Source organism: Myxococcus sp. MH1 (assembly GCF_059738865.1).
The window spans coordinates 6103695-6129350 of record NZ_AP026947.1 but is presented as its reverse complement, the minus strand read 5'-3'; the positions used below and the strand labels follow the sequence as shown (position 1 = coordinate 6129350).

Sequence of the window (25656 nt, the reverse complement as noted above, 5' to 3'; positions counted from 1 at the left end):
CATGTCCACGGACGTTCCTGTCACCGAAGAGGCCGTGCGTCCCGCGCCCTGGCGGGTGAGACTCCGGGCCCTGGGCTCGGAGCTGGCGTTCCCCGTCAGCCTCTTCTTCTTCAGTCGGCTGGCGTTGCTGCTGCTCGCGCGGGTGTCGCTGGTGTTCGACAACCGGCTGCACCGCCCACCGTTCCAGCAGACCGGCCCGGCGGGGCTGGATGCGTTCTGCCGCTGGGACTGCGGCTGGTACACGGAGATCGCCCGGCAGGGTTATGAGCGCCCCCAGGCCACCAACTTCTTCCCGCTGCTGCCCATGCTGGGGCGGCTGGTCCATGAGGCGACAGGCCTGAGCATCCAGGTGTCGCTGGTGCTGGTGGCCAACGTGGCCGGGCTGCTCGGGCTCATCGTCCTGTATCGGCTCTTCCGCGCGCTCGAGGACGAGGACACGGCCCGCGCGGCCCTGCTGGTCTTCACCGCCTATCCGTTCGCCTTCTTCCAGTCCGCGGGCTACCCGGAGTCGTGGATGGTGTTCCTCACCGCGCTCGCGGTGCTGCTCAGCGTGCGAGGGCGACACTGGTGGGCGGCGCTCGCGCTGGGCTTCGGCGGACTGTCACGTCACCTGTCCCTCGTGGCGGGGCTCTCGCTGCTCTATCAGCAGCTGCGCTCCCGCGGCGGCGGGCTCAAGGCGTGGTTCCACCGCGACATCCTGGCGCTCGCCGTGCCGCTGGTCGTGACGTCGCTCTACTTCGTCTTCCTCGCGTGGAAGTTCGGCGACCCGCAGCTGTGGTGGAAGGTCCGCGCCGGCGAGTGGTCGGGCGCGTGGTCGGGGCTCGGGACGTGGTGGCTCCGAGATGACTGGGCGCCCGAGGTCAGCCTCTACGTGGCGGTGTCCTTCATCCCGGGCGTGGGGGCGCTCCTGCTCACGCGTCGTCGCCGGTGGTGGCCGCTGGCCGCGTTCGGCATTCCGTTGATGCTGGTGCTGTGGACGGTGGGCCTGGTGGGCCTGGGGCGCTACAGCGCGGCCGTGTGGCCCGCGTTCCTGCCGCTGGGCGCGTGGCTCGCGCGCCGGCCCGCGCTGCGAGGGCCCGTGGTGCTGGGCATGGCCCTGTTCCAGGGCATGCTCGTGTTCCTCTTCGTGCACTCCTATCCCATCAACTGACGTCGAGGGCCCCGGTGGCGCATGGCCGCCGGAGCCCTCGGTGACTCATCCGTCGCGACGCGCCCGGCGACGCAGCGGCAGGGCGAGGAGCAGCAGGGCCAGCGGCGCGAGCGTGGCCGCGCCGCCGGTGCTGCAGCCGCCTCCGGCGATGAGGAAGTCATCATTGCCGTCCAGCGGGTTCGAGCCGTCTGCGACCTCCACGCCGTCACTGGCGCCGCCCCCATCCGTGTCGGGGTTGTTCGGGTCCGTCTCGCGTGGGTCGACGCGGCCGTTGTGGTTCGCGTCCTCCTCGCCGTCCGGCAGGCCATCCCCGTCCGTGTCCGGATTGAGCGGATCCGTGGGGTTCTCGCCCTTCACCTCGATGCCGTCGGGCAGGCCGTCACCATCCGTGTCGGGGTTGTTCGGGTCCGTCTCCCGCGCGTCGACGCGGCCGTTGTGATTGGCGTCCTCCTCGCCATCCGTCAGCCCGTCGCCATCCGTGTCCGGGGTCTTCGGGTCGGTGGTGGTGCTCGGGTCCTCGTCCGGACGGAAGTTCGGCGAGGTCTGGTCCGTGTGCGGGTGCGCCGTCTCGCGCGTCACGCCCAGCTCCGTGCCGTCCAGCACGCCGTCGTTGTCGCTGTCCGGGTCCAACGCGTCGATGAGGCCGTCCCCGTCCGTGTCGGTGATGCCATCCACGCCATCCGGCACTCCGTCGGAGTCGGAGTCCGCGTTGCGCGGGTCGAGGCCCAGCGCGAGCTCCGTCGCGTCATCGATGCCGTCCATGTCGGAGTCGACGTCGTCGGGGGCGAAGAGCGGGTCCGTCTCGCCGGCGTCGACGCGGCCGTTGTGGTTCGCGTCCTCGATGCCGTCGCGCACGCCGCCGCCATCCGTGTCGGGGTTGAGCGGGTCCGTCTTCGTCGAAGGGTCCGCGTCCGGCGTGAAGCGCGCCGGGTCCGTGTCGGTGCCCTGCGGCTCGGTGAGGCCCAGCTCCAGGCCGTCCGTCAGCCCGTCGCCGTCCGTGTCCGCCTTCTTCGGGTCCGTCTCACCGTCATCGACGAGGCCGTTGTGGTTGGCGTCCTCGTTGCCATCCAGGAGACCGTCGTCATCCGTGTCGTCATCGAGCGGGTCCGTGCCAGCGACCTTCACCTCGATGCCGTCCGGCAGGCCGTCGCCGTCCGTGTCGGCGTTGTTCGGGTCCGTGCCGAGCGCGACCTCCTCCGCGTCCGTCAGGCCGTCACCATCCGAGTCGGCCGTGATGACCCACGCGTAGGAAGCCGGCGAGCCATCCACGTTGCCCGCCGCGTCCACCGCGCGGACCTCCAGGGTGTGCGCCCCGAGCGCCAGGTTCGTGAAGGCCACAGGGTTGGTGCACGGCGTCCAGGTCGCGCCGTCCAGGCTGCACTCGAAAGTGGAGCCGGGCTCGGTGGACTCGAAGACGAACGTGGCGTCGGCGGGCGCCTCCGTGAGCGGTGGACCACTGACGATGCGCGTGTCCGGCGCCTGGGTGTCCACCGTCCACGTGTACGAGGCGGGCGTCGGGTCTACGTTGCCGTCCTCATCCTTCGCGCGGACCTCCAGCGTGTGCTCGCCGTCGGTCAGGTCCGTCAGCTCGGAGGGGTTCTGGCACTCGCCGAAGGGAGCGCCGTCCAGGCTGCACTCGTACGTCACCGGGGACTCGTCCGAGCTGAAGCCGAAGGTGGCCGAGGACTGACGCGTCAGCGTGGGCGGCGTCTGGGTGAACGCCGTCTGCGGCGGCTCGGCATCCACGGTGAAGGTGTGGACGACGGGGGTGCTGGTGTTGCCCGCCTCGTCCGTCGCGCTGACGGAGACGGTGTGCGAGCCCTCTCCGAGCGGCGCGCTCCCCGTCAGCGTCCACGCACCCGAGCCATCCACCTCGAAGGTGCCCAGCACCGTGCCGTCCACCGTCACGGTGACGATGCTGCCCGGCTCCGCCGTGCCCGAATACGTCACCGTCGCGACGCTCGACACCGAGCCATCCGCCGGCGTGTCGATGTCCACGGCGGGCGCCTGGGTATCCACCGTCCACGTGTGCTCCGCGGGCGTCGCGTCCGCGTTGCCCGCCGCGTCCACCGCGCGCACCGCGAGGGTGTGCGCGCCGTCCGCGAGGCTGTCGAACGTCGCCTGGGCGGAGCACGCGACGAAGGCCGCGCCGTCCAGGCTGCACTCGAAGTTCACCGGCGACTCGTTCGAGGAGAAGACGAAGGACGCGGAGGCCACGTTCGTCAGGGCCTCGGGACCGCTGTCGATGACCGTGTCCGGCGCCGTCGTGTCCACCGTGAAGGTGACGCTCGTCGGCCCGCTGGTGTTTCCCACGGCATCCGTGGCGGTGACGACCGCCGTGTACGTGCCGTCGCCCAGCGTCACGGGCGGCGTGAAGGTCCACCCACCGGCGCCATTCACGGGGATGGGACCGTAGGTCGTCCCTCCCACCGTCACCATCACCGACGTCGCGTCCGTGGCCGTGCCCGTGAGCGTCACGACGCCGTCATCCAGCACCGCGCCCTGGGCGGGCGACGCGATGAGCGGAGCGGCCGGCGGCGTCAGGTCCACCGTCCACGTGTACTCGGCGGGCGTGGGGTCCACGTTGCCCGCGGCGTCCACCGCGCGCACCGTCAGGGTGTGCTCGCCCTCGGCGAAGCCCTCGAACAGGGCCGGGCTGGTGCAGGCGACGTACGTCGCGCCGTCCACGCTGCACTCGAAGGTGGAGCCCGGCTCGCTGGCGGCGAGCTCGAACGAGGCATCCACGGCGCGGGTGGGCGAGTCCGGACCGGACACGATGAGCGTGTCCGGCGCAGTGGTGTCCACCGTCCAGGTGTGGGTCGCGGGCGTCGCGTCCACGTTGCCCACCGCGTCCACCGCGCGCACGCGGAGCTGGTGCTCACCGTCCGCGAGCCCCGAGTAGCTCACGGGTGAGGTGCAGGCCACATAGGCCGCGCCGTCCAGGCTGCACTCGTAGCCGACCGCGCCGCCCTCGGAGCGCAGCTCGAAGGTGGCAGAAGTCTCACGGGTGAGCGCGTCCGGTCCGGACTCGATGAACGTCTCCGGCGGCGTCAGGTCGATGGTGAAGCCGTGGGACGTCGCATCGGAGGTGTTGCCCGCGGAGTCCACCGCGACGGCCGTGAGCGTGAGGGGGCCTTCGGGCTGCGCGGTGGGGAAGGTGAAGGTCCACGTGCCGGACGACGTCACGGAGATGGGGCCGTAGGTGGCGCCGTTCACCTCCAGATAGACCTGACTGTCCGACGCGGCCGTGCCAGTGATGGTGGGCGTCGCGGTGCCCACCGTGCCGCCATTCGCCGGCGAGACGACGACAGGAGCCGAGGGCGCCTGCAGGTCCACCGTCCACGTGTACGTCGCGGGCGACGGGTCCACCGTGCCCAGGGCGTTGACGGCGCGGACCGCGAGGACGTGGGTGGCCTCGGAGAGGCCGGTGATGCTCAGCGGGCTGGTGCAGGGCGTGAAGGCCGCGCCATCCAGGCTGCACTCGAAGGAGACGCCGCCGTTCTCCATGCGGAGCACGAAGGTGGCCGCGGTCTCGCGCGTGAAGGCCGCGGGGCCGGAGTCGATGAAGGTCTCCGGCGTGGACAAATCGATGTCGAACCCGTTGGACGCCGTCTCGCTCGTGTTGCCCGCGGAGTCCGTCGCGGTGGCCTCGACCGTGTGGGGACCTTCGCTCAGCGCGGTCGGGCTGGGCAGGCTCCACTCGCCGTCGATGTTCGCCGTCACCGTGCCAATCACGTCCCCGTCCACCTCCACCGTCACCTGAGCGAAGGGCTCGGCGGTGCCGGAGTAGACGGGCGTCGCGGTGGCGATGGTGGTGCCGTCCGCCGGCGTGGCGATGACCGGCGCGTCGGGAGCCACCGTGTCCACGGTGAACTCGGAGGGCGCGCTGTCGTCACTCACGTTGCCCGCGGCATCGGTGGCCGTCGCCGTGGCCGTGTGGAGCCCCTGGCCCAGGTCCACGGCGGGGGTGTACGTCCAGCGGCCCTGGGCATCCACGGGCGCGGCGCCCAGGACGATGCCATCCACGCTCACCGTCACCAGCGTGCCCGCCGTCCCCGTGCCGGAGATGACCGGGCGCTGCGTGGGCACCACGACGCCGTTGGCGGGCGTGTCGATGACGGGCGCATCCGGCGCCGTCGTGTCCACGGTCCAGGTGTATGTCGCGGGCGAGGCGTCCACGTTGCCCGCCGTGTCGCGAGCGCGGACCGCCAGGGTGTGGCTGCCTTCCAAGAGGCCCGTGAAGGTGCGGGGGTTGGAGCAGGTGATGAACGTCGCGCCGTCCAGTGAGCACTCATACGTCACCGGGTCCGTGTCGCTGCCGAAGCCGAAGGTGGCGGAGGTGGCGTTGGTGATGGAGGGCGGGGTGCTGGTGAACGTCGTGGTGGGCGCCACGGTGTCGACGGTCCACGTGCGGGTGGCCGGCGTCGGGTCCACGTTGCCCGCGCTGTCACGGGTGCGCACGGTGAGCGTGTGGCTGCCCTGGGACAGGTCGTCGAACGTCACGGGGTTCGAGCAGGCGACGTACGTGGCGCCGTTCAGCGAGCACTCGAAGGTGACGCCGGACTCCGTGCTGTCGAAGCCGAACGTCGCGCTGTCGCTGTTCGTCAGGCCGGAGGGCCCGCTGACGATGCTCGTGTCCGGCGCGGTGGTGTCCACCGTCCACGCGTACGTCGCGGGCGTCAGGTCCACGTTGCCCGCGGTGTCGCGCGCGCGGACCGCAAGAGTGTGCGCGCCGTCCGAGAGGCCGGGGAAGGACTGCGAGGCGGCGCAGGTGGCGAACGTCCCACCGTCGAGCGAGCACTCGAACGTCACCGGCGTCTCGGTGGCGCTGAAGGTGAACCCGGCGTCCGCCGAAGCGGAGAGGCTCGGCGGGCCGCTGACGATGGTCGTGTCCGGCGCGAGGGTGTCCACCGTCCACGTGCGTGTGGCCGGCGTCAGGTCCACGTTGCCCGCGGCATCCACGGCGCGAACCGCGAAGGTGTGCGAGCCATCCGCCAGGTTCGAGAGCGACGTCGGGCTGGTGCACGCGGTGAACGGTGCCCCGTCGAGCGAGCACTGGAACGTCTGCGGGCTCTCGGTGGAGGTGAGGGTGAACGTCGCGCCGGTGTCCGAGGTCGTCCCCGTCGGGCCGCCCGAGAGGGTGGTGTCCGGCGCGGTGGTGTCGATGGTCCACGTGTAGACGGCGGGCGTGGGGTCCACGTTGCCCGCGGCATCCACGGCGCGGACCTCCAGCGTGTGGCTGCCCTGCGCGAGGGCAGGGAAGCTCTGCGAGGCGGAGCACGCGGTGAACATCACCGCGCCGTCCAGGCGGCACTCGTAGCTCACGCCGCTCTCGTTGGAGCTGAACTGGAAGTGGGCCACCGCCGAGTTGGACACGGCCGGGGGCGTGCTCGCGAAGGACGTGTCGGGGGCCACCGTGTCGACGGTCCACGTGCGGGTGGCTGGCGTCGCGTCCACGTTGCCGGCGCTGTCGCGCGCGCGGACCCGCAAGGTGTGGCTGCCCTGCGACAGCCCCGTGTACGTCATCGGGTCCGTGCAGCCGGTGAAGGTCGCACCATCGAGCGCGCACTCGTACGTCACGCCGCTCTCGTTGGAGTCGAAGTCGAACGTCGCCTCGGTGGAGGCCGTCGTCCCGGATGGGCCGCTGACGATGGTCGTCTCGGGCGCCACGGTGTCCACCGTCCACGTGCGCGTGGCCGGCGTCCCATCCACATTGCCCGCGCTGTCACGCGCGCGGACCGCCAACGTGTGGTTGCCCTGGGACAGGTTGTTGAAGGTCGCGGGCGTGGTGCAAGCGGAGAAGGTCCCACCGTCCAGGCTGCACTCGAAGAGGGCGGGCGACTCCGTGGAGGTGAAGGTGAACGTGGCGCTGTTGGAGTTGGTCGTCCCCGTCGGGCCCGAGGTGATGCTGGTGTCCGGCGCCACGGTGTCCACGGTCCAGGTCCGGCTGGCGGGCGTGGCGTCGAGGTTGCCGGCGGCGTCCACCGCCCGCACCTGCAAGGTGTGATTGCCCTGAGACAGGCCTGGGAAGGTCACCGGGTCGGTGCACGCCGCGAAGGGGGCCCCGTCCAGCGAGCACTGGTACGTCACCGCGAGCTCGTTGGAGTTGAAGTCGAACGTCGCGCTCGCGCTGTTCGTCAGGCCGCTCGGGCCGCTGACGATGGTCGTATCCGGCGCCACGGTGTCCACCACCCAGGTGCGACTGGCGGGCGTCGGGTCCACGTTGCCGGCCGCATCCCGGGCCCGCACCTGGAACGTGTGGGAGCCCTGGGCGAGCCCCGTGTAGCTGGTGGGCGAGGTGCAGGCCGTGAAGGCCGCGCCGTCCAGGCTGCACTCATACGTCACGCCGCTCTCGTTGGAGTCGAAGGTGAAGCTCGCGCCCGGCGCCGCCACCGTGCCCACGGGGCCGGTGAGGAGGCTCGTGTCGGGCGCGGCGGTGTCGGTGGTGAAGCTCACCGTGGTGGCGGGGCTGGTGTTGCCGGCCGGGTCGCTCGTGGTCACCGTGGCGGTGTGCGCGCCGTCGGGGAGCGCGCTGCTCGTGCAGGACCAGGCGCCCGTGGTGGGGTGGGCCGGGGCGGTGCAGACGACCACGCCTCCAATCACCACGCTGACGGTGCTGCCGGGCTCCGCCGTGCCGGTGAACCCGGGCTGGTTCGTCCCCAGGGTGCTCCCGTTCGAAGGCGCCGTCACGACGGGCGCGGGCGGCACGGACACGACGATGTTGGTCGGGCCGGTGGTGCTGGGGGACGGGGAGCTGCTCGCGGAGCTGGCCGGCGCGCCGCGCTCGCCCTGGGCCGTGATGGTGGCCTGGTTGGCGATGACGCCGGAGGCCGCGGGGTTCACCACGGCGCGGAAGCGGATGCTGGTGCTCTGGTTGAGCTGCAGGCTGCCACCCAGCGTGCTCGTCGCGCCCGTGCCCAGCCGCACGGTGATGACCCCCGTGGGGCTGACCTCGCCCACGTCGTCGCCCTGGATGTCGGTGAGGGGGCCCGCGTTGGGGCCGGTGAGGACTTCGAGCGAGCCCGGGACATAGGCGAGCTGGGCGGGGAGCGGGTCCTGGAGGACGGTCTCGATGCTGACGTCGTCACCGGTGTTCGTGGTGACGATGGTGTAGTCGATGAGGTCGCCGCCGCGCAGCGAGCCGTCCGCGCGCGGGTTCACCGCCGTGGCCGTCTTGTACGTGTTGGTGAAGTCCGGGCGCAGCGTGGCGATGGACGTCGCGAAGGCGCCGAGGATGTACGAGTCACCCGAGGACGTCGCCGTGACGGTCATCGACGTGGCGCCACCGGAGACGTGGTTGGTGATGTCCACCACGTCCATGTCCACGCCGGACATGCTCGCCGACGCGCCCGTCAGCCGGGGCAGGTCGTCGGCGTGGCTCGCGGGCGTGCCGAGCACCGAGCGCGTGCTGTTGAAGAAGTTGTTCACCGGGTTGGCGCCGTCGGAGATGTTGCTGCCGTTGACGCGGAACTGGTCGCCGGTGCGCGTCGCGTCGCCCTCGAAGGCCAGCACGCCCAGCTTGGCGTCGAAGCCCGAGCTCGGCACGTTGAAGCCAGACAGCGTCACCGTCTGGGGGTTGCCATTGCTGACGTAGTCCATGCCGTCGAACAGGGTCAGGTTGCGGATGGGCGAGTCCGGGTGGCGGTAGAACACCACCAGCGCCCAGGCGCTGAACGTGTCCGTGTTGTTGAGGCTGGCGAGGGGCGCGGAGTCGACGTCGCTCACCTCGTAGACCCCCGAGCCGTTCGTGGCGACCAGGGTGGTGACGTCCGCGGAGGACTCGTAGATGTAGCGGCCGCTCGGCGCGTAGCTGTGCGAGACATCCGCCGTCAGCATCTGCGTGAAGACGCCGGGCCGGCCGAACTCGGCGGTGGTGTCCGGCGTCCGGGCGTTGGTGCTGGTGGACAGGTGCGCGGCCCAGTACAGACGCGCGTACGTCACCACCGCGCCCGGGGGAATCACCAGCGCCGCCCGGCTGCGCGCCTGCGTGGCCGTCACCGAGGTGTTCGCCTGGGCCACGCCCGACTGGAGGGTCCAATAGACATCCACCGCGTCATCGGAGGTGTTCGAGCCGCAGTTCCCGACGGTTCCCACCACCGGCCCGGGGACGTTGGGGGCGCAGTCGTGGGCGAGCGTGTTGCCCACCATCAGCAGGTCGCCGCGCTGGTCCGCCGTGTGGCGAAGCACCGGCGCCGCCTGCGCCTGGCCCGCGAAGGCGGTCATCAGCAGCGGCAGCACCCAGCGCCTTCGCGACGCGGCGCCGCGAGTGGAGGTCGTGGTCATGGTGGGGGTACCTGAAGGGGCGGGAGGAGGGGACCGATGAGCGAGGTCCGCGACGACCTGGCGCTGGACGCCACGAGCCCGGGAATCGCCGGGGGGCATGGAATCCCAGTCAGCTATGGCTCGCCGGGGGGACGGCTCGGAGGCGGGGGTGGCTCGCTCTGTCACGGACCGTCGAAAAAGCAACCGGGGTGCCAGCGTGAAACACAGGATTCACGGCTGGGTTGTCGGTTTTCGAGGCCGCGTGAAACACACGCTCGAAGTGTCTGTCTGGGAGCTGGATCCAGATTCTGGAATCCGGACGAGCGTGTTTCAGCGGGGCCGCGAGCGCGCGGAGGGTGGATGTCTGGGATTGCTGTTTCGCGGCGAGAGAAATCACGCGTCGTGTCGACACGCGCAGCAGCGGATCCGCTGGCACGCGTCGGCAGGGTCAATGTCGACGCGGGGCCTACGGAGGCGGGACGCGGAGCTGGAGCGTCAGGCGCACGTTGTCCGAGCGGAGCCCCACCGGGCCATCGAAGGAGAAGGCCTCGGCAGGCAGCGCTCCCTCCCACGCCAGGGTGTCATCGGCCCAGACGCGCAAGGTGGGGCGGGTGAGCTCGACGCGCAGCACGTGCTCTCGTCCCCAGGCGGGCGCGCCGAGCGCGACACGGCGGGTGGGGCGCACGGTGACATAGCCTGAGTTCCCGCAGTCGGCGCTGCGGTGCAGGTCCGGGTTGCGCTTGTAGTTGACGACGAGGCCGGGCTTCGGCGTGAAGCGCCACATCACGTACACCACGTTGCAGCCATCCAGGGCGCGCAGCTTGAGGCCCACCTGCTGGCGCGGTGCTCCGGACTGCAACGCGCGCTGCTCCTCGGACGGGGCGTGGGGCGTGAAGCGCAGCTCGGCCCGCGAGGAGTCGGAGCCCGGGAGGATGGCTCGCAGCCGCGCGCCGTCCACGTCGAGCCGGCCGTCGGGCCGCCGCCGGGTCGCCCCCTCCGTCACCTTCAGCTGGCTCGGTGGCAAGGGCCTGTCCGCCGTCCTGGGCGCGGCCGCGAGGGCTCCTGACCCCAGGCAGGTCACCAGGAGCCACGTGCGCGCGCGGGTCCGCCTCAGGGCTGGGTGTTCCCGAGGAACGAGGTGAGCGCCTCCACATGGGCCGTCAGGTAGGCCTGCTCGGCGCGAAGCCTCGCCAGCTCCAACAGGAGGTAGTCCCGGAAGCGGCGAATCTCTCGCGTCTGCAGCGCCTCCACGTCGCGCAGCTGGCCCTCCAGGTCCGTCACCAGCGCGGAGACCTCGCGCAGCCGGGCCTCCTCCGTCCTGTGCCGGGAGCGCAGCTCCACCAACAGCTCGGAGACCTGCTGGTCCATCCCCTCCACGTCATGCAGCGTCGCGCGGCGGCGGCCGTCGCGCGCGCGGGCGTTCGCCTTGCCCTGCCACAGGTGGCCCAGATCGTACGTGAGCATGACCTGCCCGAAGAGCGGCACGTCCTGGTCCACGTCGAAGACCTCGTCGTACCCGCCGCGCACGCTGAGCTGCCAGGCGCGGGCTCGACGCAGGCCACCGGCGGCGGACTCCACCGCGTCATCGGCCGCCCGGAGCTCCTCCAGCAGCGTCTCCAGCCGCTGCCCCCGGGCGAAGGCGGGACGGGCGGCCAGCCGCTCCCGCGCCAGCGCCGTGTTCGTGCTCAGCGAGCGCAGGTGGTCCAGCCGCACCTGGACGGCGTTGAGCTCCTCGAGCGTCGCGCGGCCTTGCTTGAGGTCCTCGCGCAGCGCGGTGACGAGCGCCTCCGCGCGGGGCAGGGCGTCCTGGAGGACACGGGCACGGGCCTCCAGCGCCGAGTCCTCGCCCAGCCCCGAGCCCTGGCGCACCGCCGCCTGGAGCGACGAGAGCGCCTGGTAGCGTCGGCACTCCGCCGCCGCGCGCCGGTGGATGGTGCGTCCGCGGTACAGGCCCACGAAGTCGTAGCTCAGGCCCGCGGTGACGCGCAGCTTGGGCTTGCCCAGGGCGGTGCCGCCCTCGGCCTCGCCGGTGTTCACCGCGCCGAAGCTCCCGAACACCTCCGGCGCCAGCTCCAGCGCGGCCTCCGCGTCACCCATCCCCTGGACCCAGTCGCAGTAGCCCGCGGAGCGCTCCTCCAAGCGAGCCTCCAGCGTGGTGGCCTCGGGCGTCGACTGGGCCCAGGAGACGGGAGTTCGCGCGGCGAGCAACAGCAGCGCGCCGCAAGTCAGGCTCTTCCGCATGGGACTTCTCCACCGTGTCGTCATGGGCGCGCGGCTCACAGCACCAGGGGCGCGCGGCCCAGGTGCAGCAGGTCCTCCCGGGCCGACGCGGCGTCCGTGAGCTTCAGCTCCACCATCACCCCGCGCAGCATGTGCTGGCGGATGGGGTGCTTGATGGAGACCTCGCCCTCCAGCACCCGCCCCACCACGCCCACCTCGCGGCACCAGACGACCTTCAGGGCGCAGGCGAACAGGGGCGCGCCCTCCGCCGCGTTGCCCAGGTTCTCGTACGGCACGAAGGCCACCGTCAGGTCCTTCTCGATGGCGCGCAGGTACGGCGAGGCCTTGAGCGACGCGATGAGCGCCTCGTAGCGCTGGGCCACGTCGTCGAGCGCCTTCGCGTCGTGCTCCAGGCTGCGCAGCGTCGCCTCCGCGCGCGCCTGCTCCAGCATCGAGTGCGTGTACTCCCGCTCCAGCAGCAGCACGTCCGACGTCATCCCGTCCGGCGTGCCGTCCTGCACCGCCGTCAGCCCCGCGATCTCACGGTGGATGCCCTCCACCCGCGTCTCCAGGTCCACCGTCGTCTGCGCCAGTGACAGGTTGCTCTGCGCCAGCTGCGCCAGGTGGTGGTTGAGGGTGAGCTTGTCTTCCTGCTGCAGGAGCCGGGCGCCATACAGCGCATCCGTGCGCGCGCGGGACAGGCCCGCGTAGGCGCGGTTGGACTCGAGGATCTCCTTGCGCGCCTCCTGGTACTCGCGGCGCAGCGTGGCCAGGCGCCTGGCCGTGCGGTCCTTGGAGGCGCGCTCGCCGCGCAGGGCGACCAGGAAGCGCTGCTGGAACGAGCGCTCCGCGGCCACGGTGCGCTGCGCGTCCGTCATCCGGTTCTCCACCGCGCGCTTCTCCGCGAGCACATGGTCCCGGGACGACGTCTGCGCGGCGAGCTGGGTGTTGAGCGTGAGGATCTGCGGGTCGGTGGGCGATATCACCGTCGGCGTCGCCCAGGAGTGGCTCAGGAGGAAGAAGCCCTGCACCGACAGGAACGAGATGAGGGCCGTGAGGATGAGGCCCAGCAACACCGAGCCCATCATCTTGTAGAGCGAGACGGCCACTGCGTTGATGCGATTGGCGACGCGTTGGTTCATGGAGAGCCCTCACCAGCGGGGTCGGTCGGAAGCTCGCCGCGGTTGGCCGCGGGACTGGGGGCCGGCGCGGCGCTGGGACTGCCCCGCGTCTCCCAGCTACCGGAGTCCAGGGTCAGCAGCGCCAGCGGCGTGAACAGCGCGTACGTCACCGGCATCAAGAGGGCCATGGGCAGGAAGCACGCCCCATGCACCCGTCGCTCCTCCGGCAGGTGCCGCGTCTCCAGCCGGTAGATGATTCCCAGGAGGCCGATGACCAGGAAGTGGAACGCGAGGATGTCCATGAACTCACCCGTCAGGACGTTGTGGACGATGACGACGGGGTAGGCGAGCAGCAGCGCGAGCTGCGACACGTAGTGGATGGTGATGACCGGGTGCAGCCGCCACGCATGGGACAGGCCGCCCAGCAGGTCCACCAGGTTGGAGCGCCGCCACCGCAGCTGCTGGGAGAAGTAGCCCGCGAGCGTCGCCGGCGCGGCGGTGAAGCAGAACGCGTCCAGCGTGTAGACCGTCTCGTAGTCGTGCTTGACGATCTGCCGCGTGAGGAAGCGGTCCTCGCCGTACTTGATGGGCACGCCCGCGATGGCGCGCGCCTCCAGGATGGGCTCCAGCTCCAGCAGCACGTCGCGGCGGTACGCGGTGAGGCAGCCCGACAGGCACATCACCTGTCGGAAGCTGCGCTCCAGGTCCTTGAGCCACTGCTGGGCGAAGTGGAACTTGATCTCCACCATGCGCGTCAGCCAGTTCTGGTGGCGGTTCGTCACGTAGGTGCGGCCGCCCACCGCGGCGATGCGCGAGTGCGTGAAGCGGCGCACCAGGTGGCGCACGGCGGCGCGGTCCACGATGACGTCCGAGTCCACCGAGACGATGATCTCCGCGTCCACCGCGGCCTTCACGCCCCGGTTGATGCCCTTGCGCTTGCCCAGGTTCTCCGGGTTGCGCATCACGAGCACGTTGGGGTGGCCCTCGGCGGCCTTCATCGCCCACGCGTAGCTGTCATCCTTGGAGCAGTCGTCCACCACGACGATCTGCAGCAGCTCGCGGGGATAGTCCTGCTCCAGCAGGCTGCGGACGGCCTGGAAGATGCCCTGGCCCTCGTTGAAGAGGGGGATGACGATGGCGACCCGCGGCCGGTACGACTCGTCTACCTGGTCGATGCTCCGGCCCCGCACGCGGCGCAGGAACGGCCCCAGGATGTAGCGGTTCATCAGCACGACGATGAACAGCAGGTGGATGGGAAAGAGCTCCATCAGACCCCGCCCCCCATCACGCCACCCTCCCTCGCCACGGGGGGCGCTCCGCCCCTCGGCCCCCATGAGGGAGCGGTGGGAAAGTTGGCGACGCGGGGGCCCGCGCCAACTGCCCCCAGGGACGGTGGAAGGGGATTGCCCACCGGCGCGAGCGCGCGCCCCAGCGGCCGTCCGGAACAGGTCAGCCGGCCCGCCCCCGCGTCGAGGGGCGCTTCCGCCAGCCGACGCTCCCTCGGGACGTCAGTGCGCCGCGGGCGGCGAGGGCGACGTCAAGGCATCCGCGCGTTGCAGGTCGCGCAACAGCTCCGTCTTGCGCGCGTCGCGCTGGGCCGCGGAGGTGAAGGCGATGCCCTCCATGGACTCGCGCGCCGCGAGCGCCACGCGGGCCAGGCCATCCCGGGAGATGAGGCCCACCGCGAACGCGTCCACCGCCGCGCCCACGTAGGTGTCGAAGAAGTGGATGCGCTTGTCGAGCCACGCCCGCCGCGTCGTCTCCGGGGTGTCCACCACGTCGTGGATGAAGACGGCGTGCACCGCCTCCGGCGCGTGCTGGAGCATCCGGTCGCCGAACTCCACGTCGCCCTGGCCGCTGTCGCCCACGAAGACGAAGCTGTACTCGGGGAAGCAGCGCAGGTAGCGCAGGAAGTTGTCGAACTTCTTCGTGGCGATGCGCGAGTTGCCCAGGAGGTGCGTGAGGCTGCCGGACAGCACCACGTGCGGTGGAACGCCGTGCTTGCGCAGGCTGTCGAACGTCAGGTTCTCCACCGCGCCCAGCGGGTCCATGGGGCGCGCGGTGACGAAGGTGAGGTCGCCCTCGCGTCCGGGGATGATGCCCGGCCCCCGGTCCAGCTCCGCGTAGAAGGCGAGCACGCCCGGGTACACCGTCTTGGGCGGGTACCGGCTGTCCTTGAGGTTGGCGTAGAAGGTGTCGTCGATGTCGCTGAGCACCTTGCTCTCGCCGCTGGGCGCCAGGCGGGCCTCGTGCTGGATGTGGCCGAGGATCTCCTCGCGCAGCGCCACGTTGTCCACGTCGTCGAAGAGCAGCTTCTCCAGGTCCTGGTGGTTGTTGCCGGCGTCGAGCAGGTTCTTGAACGCCGTCAGCTCTCGGCCCCGCACGCCGAGGAACAAATCCTTGATGCACTGCTCGGCGGTGTAGGGCGTGCCGCCCCTCTGGATGGCCGTCACCAGGCTGGCGCGCACGGGCAGCGCCAGATCCTGCGCCCGCTCCCGGCACAGCAGCTTCATGAGGACGGTGTGGTGGTCCGGGCCGAAGACCCGGTCGTCCAGATCGCCCAGGAGCGACTCCAGGTCGACGTTGGCCAACAGGTAGTTCAGCTCGGCGGGCGTCGCGTCACCGAGCAGGTCCAGGATGCGGCGCTCCTCGCTGGCGTCGGTATGACCGGCCATAAGCGTGCGCAGGGTCTCCAGCTTCTTCGTCGCGGCGCGTGGATCCATGTGGCTCCCCCCGTCCGGCGCGAGGCCGGCCTTGAACCTGGGGAGCCTACGCGGGGGTGGGGTGGGCGTGGTAGAGCAGGCGCATGTCGACTGTCGCGCCGCTGGAACTGGGTCCGGACGAAGTCCACGTGTGGATTGTCGAGCCCGAGCGCATCCTGGAGCGGCACCTCCTGGACGCGTACTGGGGCCTGTTGGACTCGGCCGAGCGCGAGAAGCAGCAGCGCTTCCGCTTCGAGCGCCACCAGAAGCAGTACCTGGTGAGTCACGCGCTGGTGCGCCTGACGCTGTCGCGCTACGCGCCGGTGCCGCCCACGGCGTGGAGCTTCTCGACCAACGCCTACGGGCGGCCGGAGATTCGCGGTGAGCACGGTGCCCGGCTGCGCTTCAACCTGTCCCACACCGACGGCATGGCGCTGGTGGCGGTGGGGCTGGACGCGGAGCTGGGCGCGGACGTGGAGGACGCGGAGCGCAAGGGCGAGACGGTGGAGATCGCCGACAGCTTCTTCGCCGCGCCCGAGGTCGCCGCGCTCAAGGCCCTGCCCGAGAGCGAGCAGCGCGGCCGCTTCTTCGAGTACTGGACGCTCAAGGAGTCCTACATCAAGGCCCGGGGCGCGGGCCTGTCCCTGCCGCTGGACCAGTTCGCCTTCCACCTGGAGGCGGGCAGGGAGCCGCGCATCTCGTTCGATGCACGCATGAAGGACACGCCGGAGACCTGGCGCTTCATGCAGCTGCGCCCTTCCGCGCGTCACCAGGCCGCGGTGGCGATGCGGCGGCCGTGGGACCAGCCGTTTAGTGTGCGCTGGCAGTTCACCGTCCCGCTGGCGTCGGATGCGCCGCCCCGCTTCGAGGCGGCGCGGGGCCTCACGCCGGGGTCGACATCCACCGGGTGAGGTCCTCGCCCAGCGCGGCGAGCAGCGCGGCCTGCTGCGCGCGCAGGAAGAAGTGGCCGCCCTCGAAGTGACGGATGCGGAAGTCCGGGCTGCGCGTCTCCTCGCGCCACGTCTCCAGCCGGGCGAGCGACACGTGCTTGTCCGCGGTGCCGCCCATGACGGAGATGGGCACGTCGAGCTTCACGGGGGAGACGCCGTTCTCCCACCACGCGAGCGCGAAGTCCGCGCGCAGCGTGGGCACCAGCAGCTCCAGCAGCTCGCGGTGCTGCAGAATCTCTTCGGGCGTGCCGTCGTAGCGGCGCAGCTCCTCGATGAACTGCTCCTGCGGCAGGTGGTGGATGGGCTTGCGGTCCGACTCGCGTGGGGCGCCGGACGCGGCCAGCACCAGCCCGCGGGGCATGGGGCCGTTGCGCGCCTGCAGCCGCCGGGTGAGCTCCAGGGAGATGCGCGAGCCCATGCTGTAGCCGAAGAAGGCGAAGGGCTTGTCGAGCAGCGGCGCCAGCACCGGCAGCAGCGTGTCCACCAGCGCGGGCAGGCTGTCGAAGGGCTTCTCCATCAACCGGCGCTCGCGGCCGGGCAGCTGCACCGCGCACAGCTCCACGCCCGGCGGCAGGCCCCCCTGCCAGCCGCTGTAGATGGAGGCGCTGCCGCCCGCGAAGGGCAGGGCGAACAGCCGCAGCCGGGCGTCCGGCAGGGGCTTGCGGGAAGGAAACCAGCGTTCGGGGGCGTTCGGATTCGAGGTGGGCGCACTGGGCATGACGGTACGGTTCTGTCGCACAGCCGAGGAAAACGGGTCAAGCCCTGGCCACTTCGAGCCCGCTGAAGACTTCCACCCCGTGTACATACCTGCCTTGTTACGCGCGTATTTCGTGAATGAGTGGACTGGCGGGACTCCGCGCGAGGCGTGCTAGCGTTTTCTCTCGTGAGCTACGAGCTTTCGCACCTGGACGCCCTCGAGGCGGAGTCGGTGTTCATCATCCGGGAGGTGGTCGCCGAGCTGGACAGCCCGGTGCTGCTGTTCTCCGGCGGCAAGGACTCCGCGGTGATGCTGCACCTGGCGGTGAAGGCCTTCGCGCCCGCGCCGCTGCCATTCCCCCTCATGCACGTGGACACCGGGCACAACTTCCCGGAGGTGCTCGCGTACCGGGACGCGCGCGTGGCCGAGCTGGGCGCGAGGCTGCTGGTGGCGTCCGTGCAGGAGGCCATCGACGCCGGGCGGGTGGCGGAGGAGAAGGGGCCCCGCGCCTCGCGCAACCGGGCGCAGACGGTGCCGCTCCTGGAGGCCATCGAGAAGCACCGCCTCAACGCCGTGTTCGGCGGCGCGCGCCGGGACGAGGAGAAGGCGCGCGCGAAGGAGCGGGTGTTCTCCTTCCGCGACGAGTTCGGCCAGTGGGACCCCAAGCACCAGCGCCCGGAGCTGTGGAGCCTGTACAACGGCCGCCACCGCCGGGGTGAGCACCTGCGCGTCTTCCCGCTGTCCAACTGGACGGAGCTGGACGTGTGGCAGTACATCGCCCGCGAAGGTGTGGCGCTGCCCTCCATCTACTTCAGCCACCGGCGCGAGGTGTTCCGTCGGGACGGCATGTTGATGGCGTGGTCCCCGTACCTGCCGCTGCTCCCGGGCGAGGAGGTGACGACGGCGGCGGTGCGCTTCCGCACGGTGGGCGACATGACGTGCACCGCGTGCGTGGAGTCGGAGGCGGTGAAGGTGGAGGACGTCATCTCGGAGATCGCCGCCTCGCGCGTCACGGAGCGGGGCGCGAGCCGCGCGGACGACAAGTTCAGCGAGACGGCGATGGAAGACCGCAAGCGTGAGGGGTACTTCTAGTGGAACTGCTACGCTTCGCGACCGCGGGCTCCGTCGACGACGGCAAGAGCACCCTCATCGGCAGGCTGCTCCACGACACGCGCTCGATTCTCGAGGACCAGCTGGCCGCGGTGGAGCGCACCAGCCGCGCGCGCGGGGACGAGTACGTCAACCTGGCGCTGCTGTTGGACGGGCTCAAGGCCGAGCGCGAGCAGGGCATCACCATCGACGTGGCGTACCGCTACTTCGCCACGGCCTGCCGCAAGTTCATCATCGCGGACACGCCCGGGCACCTGCAGTACACGCGCAACATGGTGACGGGGGCGTCCACGGCGGACCTGGCGCTCATCCTGGTGGACGCGCGCAAGGGCGTGCTGGAGCAGACGCGGCGCCACGCGTTCCTCGCGTCGCTCTTGCGCGTGCCGCACCTGGTGCTGTGCGTGAACAAGATGGACCTGGTGGGCTTCGACGCGGCCGTCTTCGAGGCCATCCGCGAGGAGTTCCGCCAGTTCTCCATGAAGCTGGACGTGACGGACCTGACGTTCATCCCCATCTCCGCGCTGGGCGGGGACAACGTGGTGACGCGCTCGGAGAAGATGCCCTGGTATCAGGGGCCGACGCTGTTGCACCACCTGGAGAACGTGCACATCGCGTCGGACCGCAACCTCATCCACGTGCGCTTCCCCGTGCAGACGGTCATCCGGCCCATGTCGTCGAGGTTCCCGGACTACCGCGCGTACGCGGGGCAGGTGCTGGGCGGGGTGCTCAAGCCCGGCGACGAGCTGATGGCGCTGCCCTCCGGGTTCACCACGCGCATCCGCTCGCTGGACCTGGCGGGGCGGGAGGTGGCGCAGGCGTTCCCGCCCATGTCCGTGAATGTGTCGCTGGCGGACGAGCTGGACATCAGCCGGGGCGACCTGCTGTGCCGTCCGGGCAACCCGCCGCACGTGGGGCAGGACCTGGACGCGATGGTGTGCTGGCTGGCGGAGGGCGTGTCGCTGCAGACGGGCTCGCGGCTGGCGCTCAAGCACACCACGCGCTCGGTGCGCGCGCAGGTGAAGCAGCTGCACTACCGGCTGGACATCAACACGCTCAGCCGCGACGAGCAGAGTCCCCGGCTGGCGCTCAACGAGATTGGCCGGGTGACGCTGCGCACCACGGCGCCGTTGTTCTTCGACGCGTACCGCGACAACCGGCACACGGGCAGCTTCATCCTCATCGACGAAGCGACGAACGCGACGGTGGGGGCCGGGATGATCAACGGCCCCGCCGTGTGAGGTGCGCATGAACCGGCGGGGCTTCATCCTCTGGCTGACGGGCATGTCGGGCGCGGGCAAGAGCACGCTGTCGCGGGCGCTGCGCGAGCGGCTCTCCCCCGAGCGCGCCGTGGAGGTGCTGGACGGCGACGAGGTGCGCACGTGGCTGACGCGGGGCCTGGGCTTCTCGCGCGAGGACCGCGAGGAGAACGCGCGGCGCATCGGCCATGTGGCGCGGCTGCTCGCGCGGCACGGCGTGGGCGTCATCGTCGCGGCCATCTCCCCGTACCAGCGCTCTCGCGCGGAGGTGCGCGCGCTGGCGGCGGAGGCCCAGGTGGACTTCGTGGAGGTCTACATCGAGGCGCCCCTGGACGCGCTCATCACCCGCGACGTGAAGGGGCTCTACAAGAAGGCGCTGGCGGGGGAGCTGCCGCACTTCACCGGCGTCTCGGACCCCTACGAGGCCCCGGAGTCGCCGGACGTCACGGTCCGCTCGGCGACGGAGCCGGTGGAGGCGGGGGTGGAGCGCGTGCTGGACGCGCTCCGGGCGCGGGGCCACCTGTCACCCCGCGCCGCGTGAGCGCTCGCTAGAGCACGCGCTCCATGCGCACGTACGGGCGCTCGGCCTGGATGCCCTTGGCGCGGCAGTGCTCCAGGTACTTGTTGGACTCGATGAGCTGGGGCGCCGTCTCGTCGTAGACGAGGATCATCACGTGGCGCAGCCAGGGCTCCTGACCCATGGCGTAGACGTAGACCTCCTTGGGCGTCAGGTAGTTGGAGATCTCCGACGCGCGGGCGCAGTCGGAGCCGTTGAGGCGCCGGGCCTGGTCCATCTTCCGGGGCAGCGGGTTGGTGAGCAGCGGGCCGTACATCCAGCTCATCGGGCCGCCCTCGCACTCCATGCCGAGGAAGAGGATGTCGATGGGCCCGATGATTTCGCGCAGGTGCTGGTACATCCGCGGCTCGAGCGCGTTGGAGTCCGCCGCCATCAGGATGGACTTGCCGCCCAGCCGCACCAGGTGCGCCGTCTTCGCCTGGATGGCCAGGTCACTGTGCTCGCCGATGAAGGGCAGGCCGGTGATGGAGCCGCCGGGGATTTGAATCTCCTGCAGGTCGTCGATCTCCACCACGTTCTTGAAGCCCGTGGCCTGGAGCATCAGCCGCAGCGAGGGGTCCGCCAGCGAGTTGCCGTTGTTGCGCGGGACGATGATGGTGCCCACGCGGTGACGCAGCTGGATGAGCGTCTCCATCATCAGGTGGTCGGCGTGTCCGTGGGTGATGACCACGTAGTCCACGTGCTCGGGCAGGTCCGCGTGGGTGTAGCGCGGCAGGTCCGTGGGGAACTCGTAGCTGATGACGGGGTCGGTGAGGATGCTCACCTCCCGGGTCTCCAGCAGCACGCAGGCATGGCCGAAGTAGCGCACGCGCACGCCCTCGCCGTCATAGCGGGCGGCCTTGCGCGGCACCACGTCGGTGAACAGGTCCGCGAACGCGGCGGCGGCCTTGGACGGCACGCCGAGCATCTCCGCCACCTGGCCCGGGGAGCCCGGCGTGTGGCGCATGCGGAACAGCGCGTCCAGGCCCTCGTGACGGAAGGGCACGTTGAGCCAGATGGGCGTGTCCTCCTCCAGGCGCGGCGTGCTGAAGATGTACGGGCGCCAGTCGCCGTCCACCTGGGACAGCGTCACGCTCTGCGAGGACTCCTGGTAGAAGCGGCTCTTGTAGAGCAGGGGCTCGATGAAGCGGGCGCTGGCGCGGTTGCTCAGGTCGTACGTGAGCTCCACGTAGCCGCGCAGCAGGTCGGGCACCTTGGCGTAGAGCGCCTCGAGCGAGCCGCCGTTGTTGGGCGCGAGCAGCTGCTCCAGCTCGCCCACCGCCTTGGTGTAGGCGAGCATGTGGGCCTGCTCCTTCTGCGTGCGCTCCAGGAGCTCCTTCACGCGAGGGGCCTTGGCCGTGGGGTGGTTGATGAAGGGGCCGCCCATCAACATGGGGTTCTTCAGCGCGGCCACGTGCACGTCCGGGTTCGCGACGAAGGACTGCATCAGCTTCTGGTGCAGGTTCGTGACGAACAGGGGCGCGGTGGCCGGCGAGAGCAGGTACCACCACGCGTACCACTGGTTGTACAGCGGCTCGATCGCCACGTTGGGCTTGAGGTACATCGGTCGGTCCAGCATCGGTTCTCCAGGCGAGCTTCGATTATCGAGGAGGGCTCGGAGACTGGGAAGCCCCAGGTGACGGCTGGCCGCCCGCCGAGCGCGAGTAGGGCTCCGGGCCCACGCGGGGTGTGTCTTCCGGGTGTGGCTTCCTGCTCGCTCGGCTTTCCCGTGCGCTACGATTGCGGCGGAGTTTCAAGAGTGCGCAGGTTTTGCGCGTCATCACGTGGAGACATCGTGAAGGCTCCGTCGAGTGTGGCCGAGTTGCCGGTGGCGTCGTGGGCGCGGGGGCTGGGGCCGTCCGCCATCCAGGACATGTTGCAGAAGATCACGCGGCCGGGGGTGTACTCGTTGGCCCTGGGGTTGCCGGCGGCGGAGCTGTTCCCGACGGAGGGGATGGCGGAGGCGGCGGCGCGGGTGCTGGCGGAGCAGGGGCAGGCGTTGCAGTACTCGGCGACGCTGGAGCCGTTGCGCGAGCAGGTGGTGGCGCTGATGGCGAAGCGGGGCGTGCGGTGCTCGCCGGCGCAGGTGTTCCTGACGACGGGGGCGCAGCAGGGGATGAACCTGCTCGCGCGGCTCTTGTTGGAGCCGGGGCGGAGCGTGTTGTTGGAGGACCGGGTGTATTCGGGGTTCCAGCAGGTGCTCGCGCCCTACGACGTGCGTCGGGTTCCGGTGCGGCGGGATGCACGCACGGGGTTGGACCTGGATGGGATGGAGGCGCTGCTCGCGGCGGGTGAGCGGCCGGCGCTGTTCTACACGATGAGCGACGGGCACAACCCGCTGGGGACGAGCCTCGCGCGGGAGGCTCGGGAGCGGCTGGCGGGGCTGGCGCGCGAGTACCGGATGCCGGTCATCGAGGATGATGCGTATGGGTTCCTGCACTACGAGGAGGGCGGGGCGCTCGCACCGGTGAAGGCGTGGGAGTCGGAGTGGGTGTTCTACGTCGGCTCGTTCTCGAAGATCCTCGCGCCGGCGCTGCGGGTGGGCTGGGTGGTGGTGCCGGAGTGGATGGTGTTCCGGCTGGCGACGGTGAAGGAGGCGAGCGACATCGACACGACGACCTTCCCGCAGCGGATGGTGCTGGCGTTCCTCCAGTCGGGGCGATTGGAGGGACATCTGGCGACGCTGCGGCGGGAGTACCGGCTGCGGCGGGACACGTTGCTGAAGGCGCTGGAGACGCAGCTGCCCACAGGGGCGACGTGGACGACGCCCACGAGCGGGATGTTCGTCTGGGTGGAGCTGCCCGAGGGGATGGACAGCACGGTGTTGCTGTCACGCGCGCTGGAGACGCAGCAGGTGGCGTACCTGCCGGGACAGGCCTTCGCGGTGAGCGGTGGACGCTCGGCGTCGCATGGCCTGCGGTTGAACTTCTCCGCCTGCGCGCCGGAGCGGATCACCGAGGCGGTGCGCAGGTTGGGTGAGGTGCTGCGGGAGGGGTGAGCTCCGTCAAGTGCGCCGCGGCGCCAGGTCGCGGAGCGCTCGCCGGTCGAGCTTGCCGTTCTGGGTCCTTGGCAGCTCCGCCAGCACGCGGAGCTCGTCGATGATCATGTACCGGGGCAGTCGCTCGGCGCAGTGCTTCTTGAGCTGGAGGAGGGTGGGCTTCGTGCCGTCGACGGCCACGACGAAGGCCACCAGTCGCGCGTCCAGGCCGGACTCGGTGGTGACGACCCCTGCCTCCCGCACTGCTGGATGGGTCAGCAGCGCCGTCTCGATTTCGCCCGGCTCGATGCGCCGCCCTCGCACCTTCAGCATGTTGTCGCGGCGACCGAGGTACTCGAACCCGCCATCCGGAAGCTGACGGCAGAGGTCCCCCGTCGCGTAGGGCCGCGCCTCCTGTGGCGGCTGACCCCAGTATCCCAGCATCACCGTGGGCCCCTCCACCATCAGCTCTCCGACGCCCGGCTGCGTCGCTTCGTCCGCCAGCCAGACGCGGTTACCACAGCTCGCATGTCCGATGGGCACCGGCTCGGTGCGCTCGGGGGCGATGTCGCCCACTTCGTAGGCGGTGCAGACGTTCGTCTCCGTGGGACCGTACAGGTTGAAGAACCGCGCGGTGGCGAGGCGCTCTCTCAGTGGGCGCAGGTGGCGGATGGGGAAGGGCTCGCCCGCGAACAGCACCGTCCGGAACGGGAGGTCTTCGTGCTCCAGCAGTCCTCCCTCCGACATCATCAGGATGAGCGCGGAGGGCACCGAGTACCAGACGGTGAACCGCTCGCGCAGCACCAGCTCCACCAGCTTCTTCGGCGTGAAGGCCAGCGCCTCCGGGATGAGCGTGACGGAGGCGCCCCCGAGGAACGCCGCATAGAGGTCCAGCACCGAGAGGTCGAAGAAGAACGGCGCGTGGTTGCTGAAGCGGTCCTCCGGCGTGGTGCCCAGCAGCGCATGGCTCCACTCGATGAAGGCCAGGGCGTTGCGCTGGCTGATGCACACGCCCTTGGGCGTGCCCGTGGAGCCGGAGGTGTAGAGGATGTAGGCCAGCGCGTGGTCGTCCAGGCCATGCCCCGGCAGCGACTCCGGGGAGACGTTGCCCAGGTTCGTCCATGCGCGCGCAGGACCCGTGTCGTCCACCAGCAGGAAGCGCAGACGGTCGAGGCCCCCGTTGCGCAGCTCGGATGCACGTGCGGCGCTGGTCACCACCACGTCGATGCGGCAGTCGTCGAGAATGAGCCGCGTGCGCGCGGCCGGGTTCAGTGGATCCAACGGGACATAGGCGGCGCCCAGCCGCGCGATGCCCTGCATGGCGGCCACTGCTCGCGCCGACTTCTCGGTCCACAGGCCTACCCGGTCGCCGCGCTGGACCCCCAGCTCCTGGAGGACCCGCGCCACCTGGTTGGCGAGCGCGTCGAGCTGTCCGTACGTGAGGATTTCATCGGGACCCCTGACGGCGATGGCCCCGGGGTTCCGCGCCGCGGCGCGCATGACAATCTGGTCGAGCGTCATAGGCCCAGGTGACTGGCGATGATGTCGCGTTGCATCTCCGAGGTGCCGGAGAAGAGGGCGCTGGGAATGGCGTCACGCAGCACGCGCTCGATGCCCACCTCGGCCACGTAGCCCAGGCCTCCGTGGATCTGGATGGCATCCAGGCCGCATTGGATCGCCCCCTCACTGATGGCCAGCTTGGCGAGGGACACCTCCATCGCCGCGTCCTGCCCGCGGTCCATCAGCCAGCAGGCCCGGTACAGGAGCAGTCGCGCCGCATCGAGCCGCTGCTTCATGTCCGCCAGCCGATGGGAGATGGCCTGGTTCTTTCCGATCGCCCGCTTGAACTGCTTGCGCTGTCGGGCGAAGTCCACCGTCTGCTCCAGCACCCGCTCCATCAACCCGACATAGGCGCCGAACAGACACGCCCGCTCCCACTGCATCGAGCGCTTGAACATCGGCGCGCCCTGGCCTTCCTCCCCGAGCCGCGCGGAGGCGGGCACCCGACAGCTCTCCAGATAGAGCGGGGCGATGGGGGAGGTGGACAGGCCCATCTTCTGGAAGGGCCGTCCCACCGAGAGCCCCGGCGTGTCCTTCTCGATGAGGAAGGCGCTCAAGCCCATGTAGCCGTGTGAGGGCGAGGTGACGGCGTACACCAGGAACACGTCGGCGACCGGCCCGTTGGTGACGTAGCTCTTGCTCCCATCGAGCACGTAGTCGTGGCCGTCGCGCACCGCCCGCGTCTTGAGCGCGAAGACGTCCGAGCCCGCCTCCGGCTCCGAGATGGCGTTGGCGCCCACCCACGCTCCCGCGCACAACCGGGGGAGGTAGCGCTGCTTCTGCGCCTCGTCGCCGCACTCCAGCACCGGCAGCACGCACGCGAACAGGTGCGCCCCCACGGAGAAGACCAGCCCCGTGTCCGCGCATCCGCGTCCCAGCGCCTCCATCACCCGCGCCGTCGTCAACGTGTCCAGCCCGAGCCCTCCGTGGTGCTCGGGCACGGGCAGGCCCAGGAAGCCGAACTCACCGCATCGGCGCCAAAGGTCCCTCGGGAATCCCTCATGGCCGCTGGCCTCCGCGCTCAACTCCGACTTCGCGAACGACAGAGCGCTGTCGTACAGCTCCACCTGTTCACTCGAAAAGCTGAAGTCCATG

Annotated in this window: 16 protein-coding genes; 6 read left to right on the top strand and 10 right to left on the bottom strand. The window is 70.6% G+C overall.

From position 1 onward, the window contains the following. Position 1: 1 nt before the first annotated feature. Positions 2–1150, top strand: a complete 1149-nt coding sequence (locus AC6JA9_RS23680) for a mannosyltransferase family protein (protein WP_223747388.1) — start codon at positions 2–4, stop codon at positions 1148–1150. Positions 1151–1195: 45 nt separating this feature from the next. Here the strand turns inward: AC6JA9_RS23680 and AC6JA9_RS23675 are convergent, their stop codons facing one another. From AC6JA9_RS23675 to AC6JA9_RS23650, 6 genes are all read right to left on the bottom strand, one after another. Next, positions 1196–9433 (bottom strand): Ig-like domain-containing protein, encoded by an 8238-nt coding sequence (locus tag AC6JA9_RS23675; protein ID WP_497957876.1) that lies wholly within the window; start codon positions 9431–9433, stop codon positions 1196–1198. A 445-nt stretch (positions 9434–9878) separates the two neighbouring features. Continuing rightward, the gene (locus AC6JA9_RS23670; protein WP_223783667.1) at positions 9879–10436 is read right to left on the bottom strand and encodes a hypothetical protein; all 558 of its coding nucleotides are present in this window, start codon (positions 10434–10436) and stop codon (positions 9879–9881) included. Positions 10437–10522: 86 nt separating this feature from the next. Further along, a complete protein-coding gene (locus AC6JA9_RS23665; protein WP_497957875.1) occupies positions 10523–11653 on the bottom strand; it encodes a hypothetical protein in 1131 nt (376 codons plus the stop codon). A 35-nt stretch (positions 11654–11688) separates the two neighbouring features. Further along, a complete protein-coding gene (locus AC6JA9_RS23660) occupies positions 11689–12774 on the bottom strand; it encodes a hypothetical protein (protein WP_497957874.1) in 1086 nt (361 codons plus the stop codon). Continuing rightward, a complete protein-coding gene (locus AC6JA9_RS23655; protein WP_141328034.1) occupies positions 12771–14021 on the bottom strand; it encodes a glycosyltransferase family 2 protein in 1251 nt (416 codons plus the stop codon). Before AC6JA9_RS23655 ends, AC6JA9_RS23660 begins: the two co-directional genes overlap by 4 nt. Before the next feature lie 240 nt (positions 14022–14261). Next, positions 14262–15428, bottom strand: coding sequence for a phosphatase domain-containing protein (locus AC6JA9_RS23650; RefSeq protein ID WP_497957873.1), 1167 nt, complete (start codon positions 15426–15428; stop codon positions 14262–14264). 131 nt (positions 15429–15559) lie between these two features. Between AC6JA9_RS23650 and AC6JA9_RS23645 the strand changes: the two genes are divergently transcribed. Then, positions 15560–16366 (top strand): 4'-phosphopantetheinyl transferase family protein, encoded by an 807-nt coding sequence (locus AC6JA9_RS23645; protein ID WP_248543509.1) that lies wholly within the window; start codon positions 15560–15562, stop codon positions 16364–16366. Here AC6JA9_RS23645 and AC6JA9_RS23640 read toward each other — a convergent pair. Further along, on the bottom strand, positions 16338–17123 hold the full coding sequence (locus tag AC6JA9_RS23640) for a thioesterase II family protein (protein WP_497957872.1): 786 nt from the start codon (positions 17121–17123) through the stop codon (positions 16338–16340). The two genes, AC6JA9_RS23645 and AC6JA9_RS23640, sit on opposite strands and share 29 nt — an antisense overlap. Positions 17124–17288: 165 nt before the next feature. On the opposite strand from AC6JA9_RS23640, the gene cysD reads away from it, so the two are divergent. Genes cysD through cysC form a run of 3 tightly spaced genes read left to right on the top strand, consistent with a single transcriptional unit; the run spans position 17289 to position 20009 of the window. Further along, positions 17289–18194, top strand: a complete 906-nt coding sequence (gene cysD, locus AC6JA9_RS23635; protein ID WP_497957871.1) for a sulfate adenylyltransferase subunit CysD — start codon at positions 17289–17291, stop codon at positions 18192–18194. Beyond that, positions 18194–19450 carry a sulfate adenylyltransferase subunit 1 gene (locus AC6JA9_RS23630; RefSeq protein WP_497957870.1) on the top strand — a complete coding sequence of 419 codons (1257 nt, stop codon included), beginning with the start codon at positions 18194–18196 and terminating at the stop codon, positions 19448–19450. The genes cysD and AC6JA9_RS23630 overlap by 1 nt, the downstream gene beginning before the upstream one ends. Positions 19451–19457: 7 nt before the next feature. Next, positions 19458–20009: an adenylyl-sulfate kinase gene (cysC, locus tag AC6JA9_RS23625; RefSeq protein ID WP_046714122.1), complete on the top strand. Its 552-nt coding sequence runs from the start codon at positions 19458–19460 to the stop codon at positions 20007–20009. A 7-nt stretch (positions 20010–20016) separates the two neighbouring features. On the opposite strand, the gene AC6JA9_RS23620 is transcribed toward cysC, so the two are convergent. Next, complete coding sequence (locus tag AC6JA9_RS23620; RefSeq protein WP_248543510.1) at positions 20017–21603, bottom strand: MBL fold metallo-hydrolase; 1587 nt, start codon at positions 21601–21603, stop codon at positions 20017–20019. A 216-nt stretch (positions 21604–21819) separates the two neighbouring features. Between AC6JA9_RS23620 and AC6JA9_RS23615 the strand changes: the two genes are divergently transcribed. Continuing rightward, positions 21820–23022: an aminotransferase-like domain-containing protein gene (locus AC6JA9_RS23615; protein ID WP_497957869.1), complete on the top strand. Its 1203-nt coding sequence runs from the start codon at positions 21820–21822 to the stop codon at positions 23020–23022. 6 nt (positions 23023–23028) lie between these two features. Here AC6JA9_RS23615 and AC6JA9_RS23610 read toward each other — a convergent pair whose 3' ends face one another. Together AC6JA9_RS23610 and pigA are read right to left on the bottom strand one after the other, a co-directional pair. Beyond that, on the bottom strand, positions 23029–24522 hold the full coding sequence (locus AC6JA9_RS23610) for an amino acid adenylation domain-containing protein (RefSeq protein ID WP_223747397.1): 1494 nt from the start codon (positions 24520–24522) through the stop codon (positions 23029–23031). Next, positions 24519–25655, bottom strand: coding sequence for a prodigiosin MBC biosynthesis dehydrogenase PigA (gene pigA / locus AC6JA9_RS23605; RefSeq protein ID WP_473566113.1), 1137 nt, complete (start codon positions 25653–25655; stop codon positions 24519–24521). The genes AC6JA9_RS23610 and pigA overlap by 4 nt, the downstream gene beginning before the upstream one ends. Position 25656: the final 1 nt, after the last annotated feature.

Excerpts from the sequence above, each read along its gene's own strand:
- AC6JA9_RS23660 (WP_497957874.1), bottom strand. The coding sequence starts at position 12,774 with ATGAACCAACGCGTCGCCAATCGCATCAACGCAGTGGCCGTCTCGCTC.
- AC6JA9_RS23680 (WP_223747388.1), top strand. The coding sequence starts at position 2 with ATGTCCACGGACGTTCCTGTCACCGAAGAGGCCGTGCGTCCCGCGCCC.
- AC6JA9_RS23655 (WP_141328034.1), bottom strand. The coding sequence starts at position 14,021 with ATGGAGCTCTTTCCCATCCACCTGCTGTTCATCGTCGTGCTGATGAAC.
- AC6JA9_RS23665 (WP_497957875.1), bottom strand. The coding sequence starts at position 11,653 with ATGCGGAAGAGCCTGACTTGCGGCGCGCTGCTGTTGCTCGCCGCGCGA.
- AC6JA9_RS23645 (WP_248543509.1), top strand. The coding sequence starts at position 15,560 with ATGTCGACTGTCGCGCCGCTGGAACTGGGTCCGGACGAAGTCCACGTG.
- AC6JA9_RS23640 (WP_497957872.1), bottom strand. The coding sequence starts at position 17,123 with ATGCCCAGTGCGCCCACCTCGAATCCGAACGCCCCCGAACGCTGGTTT.
- AC6JA9_RS23610 (WP_223747397.1), bottom strand. The coding sequence starts at position 24,522 with ATGACGCTCGACCAGATTGTCATGCGCGCCGCGGCGCGGAACCCCGGG.
- AC6JA9_RS23620 (WP_248543510.1), bottom strand. The coding sequence starts at position 21,603 with ATGCTGGACCGACCGATGTACCTCAAGCCCAACGTGGCGATCGAGCCG.
- AC6JA9_RS23675 (WP_497957876.1), bottom strand. The coding sequence starts at position 9,433 with ATGACCACGACCTCCACTCGCGGCGCCGCGTCGCGAAGGCGCTGGGTG.
- AC6JA9_RS23650 (WP_497957873.1), bottom strand. The coding sequence starts at position 15,428 with ATGGCCGGTCATACCGACGCCAGCGAGGAGCGCCGCATCCTGGACCTG.
- cysC (WP_046714122.1), top strand. The coding sequence starts at position 19,458 with ATGAACCGGCGGGGCTTCATCCTCTGGCTGACGGGCATGTCGGGCGCG.
- pigA (WP_473566113.1), bottom strand. The coding sequence starts at position 25,655 with ATGGACTTCAGCTTTTCGAGTGAACAGGTGGAGCTGTACGACAGCGCT.